Consider the following 1,922-nt stretch of genomic DNA (forward strand, 5'->3'; position numbering starts at 1 on the left):
CGTCCCAGCCCCTCCCCGGCAGACGGGGCCGCGGGTCCGCGGGTCCCAAGCCGCGCCGCCCGCCGGTCCGCCGGCGCCGGAGCCCGGCCGTCCGGAGCGGCGTCCCGTCAGCCGGTCGTCTGGCAGGCGGCGCGTGCGCTGCCGCGGAACGTCACGCAGACCTTCGTGCGGTGGCCGAGGTCGCTGCTGGCCCACGTGTGCAGGAGGGCCCTGCCCGACAGGGTCGCCGTCGCGGTCGAGACCAGCCGGCCGTCGACGTGGAGCGAGACCTCCCGGGCCACGGTGCCCGGCGGCGGGTTGGTCCAGATACCCGTGACCGAGTTGGTCGCGCCCTGGCCGTCCAGCCGGACGCAGATCTGCGGCCCGGAGAAGTCGTGCGTGCAGGCGCTGCTGTCGGCGGCCGCGGGTGCGGAGGCGGCCGCCAGCGCGCCGCAGGCGAGGGCCAGTGCGAGCGCCGCGGGGCCGGCCGGTCTCACGCGCCGGTCCCGGCGCCCGGCCCCGCCTGCCGGGCCACGACCACGAGGAACAGGTCCCGGTCGAGGTCCATCACGACCTCGGCGGGCGTCCCCTCGGCCCGCTGCGCGCGGGCGAACTCCTCGGCGGGGAGACTGCCGCGCGGTCCGCCGGCCGGAAACCCCTGGAGCACCGTTCTGGGAGCATTGCGAGCCCCTGTCACACTTGTCACATCGGTATCCAACGACGCCCCAGGGCAAAGCGTTACGGTCCGCGTTGGTACGTGAGGTTCGGGCCAAGGGTTTCCGTGGGAGGTAGTTGAGGGGAATCCACAGGGGTCAAGCAGCGGGCAACGGGCTGAGGAAGAGGGGGATCGATCCGTGATCGTCTGGATCAACGGTGCGTTCGGAGCGGGAAAGGCCTCCGTGGCGCGCGAACTGGTCGACCTGATCCCGAACAGCACCTTGTACGACCCCGGACTGGTCGGCGCGCACGTCGGATGTCTGCTCCCGCAGAAGCGGCTCGCGGAGGTGGACGACTACCAGGACCTGCCGGTCTGGCGGCGCCTGGTGGTGGACACGGCGGCGGCCCTCCTGTCGGAGCTGGGCGGGGTGCTGGTCGTGCCGATGACCCTGCTCAGACAGGAGTACCGCGACGAGATCTTCGGCGGGCTCGCGGCCCGGCGCATACCCGTGCGGCATGTGCTGCTGTCAACGGACGAAACGATCCTGCGCGCCAGGGTCGCCGCACGGGGGCAGGACGGCGGCGGCCTCGGCCCGGACGAGCGCGAACGGCGCTGGTGCGGCGAGCAGCTCGACACCTACCGGGCCGCGCTGGCCGGCTGGCTGGGGCGGGACGCGCACCGGCTCGACATGGCGGGCCTCACGCCGAAGCAGGCCGCCGCGCGGCTCGCGGACGCCGTGCTCAGCGGCGCCGCCCCCGTGCAGGACATCGTGATGACGCCGGAGCCCACGTCGGAGACCCTGGCGTCGGGCGTCCTGCTCTTCGACGACGCCGGCCGGGTGCTGCTCGTCGACCCCACGTACAAGCCGGGCTGGGAGTTCCCCGGCGGGGTCGTGGAGCACGGCGAGGCGCCCGCCCGCGCCGGCATCCGCGAGGTCGCCGAGGAGACGGGCATAGAGCTCGACGAGGTCCCGCGCCTGCTGGTGGTCGACTGGGAGCCGCCGAACCCGCCGGGCTACGGCGGTCTGCGGCTGCTGTTCGACGGCGGCGTGCTGCCGAAGGACGCGCGCATCCTGCTGCCGGGACCGGAGCTGCGGGACTGGCGCTTCGTCACGGAGGAGGAGGCGGCGGGCATGTTGCCGCCCGCGCGCTTCGCCCGGCTGCGCTGGGCGCTGCGGGCCCGGGAGCGCGGCGGGGTGCTGAACCTGGAGTCGGGCGTTCCGGTGGGCTGAGCGCGGGCGGGCGCGGCCAGGGGCCCGGTTCGGGCCCCGGACGCCCGGCCGGCG

3 protein-coding genes are annotated in these 1,922 nt (G+C 75.1%); 1 reads left to right on the top strand and 2 read right to left on the bottom strand.

The features are described 5' to 3' along the window. Positions 1-107 precede the first annotated feature (107 nt). Positions 108-476 carry a hypothetical protein gene (locus L1885_RS27820; RefSeq protein ID WP_235799912.1) on the bottom strand — a complete coding sequence of 123 codons (369 nt, stop codon included), beginning with the start codon at positions 474-476 and terminating at the stop codon, positions 108-110. Next, positions 473-685, bottom strand: coding sequence for a DUF8839 family protein (locus L1885_RS27825; protein WP_235799913.1), 213 nt, complete (start codon positions 683-685; stop codon positions 473-475). Before L1885_RS27825 ends, L1885_RS27820 begins: the two co-directional genes overlap by 4 nt. A gap of 148 nt (positions 686-833) precedes the next feature. On the opposite strand from L1885_RS27825, the gene L1885_RS27830 reads away from it, so the two are divergent. Beyond that, positions 834-1,868, top strand: a complete 1,035-nt coding sequence (locus tag L1885_RS27830) for an NUDIX hydrolase (RefSeq protein ID WP_235799914.1) — start codon at positions 834-836, stop codon at positions 1,866-1,868. Positions 1,869-1,922 lie beyond the last annotated feature (54 nt).

This window comes from Streptomyces fuscigenes, from assembly GCF_021556455.1.
GTDB lineage: Bacteria > Actinomycetota > Actinomycetes > Streptomycetales > Streptomycetaceae > Streptomyces > Streptomyces fuscigenes.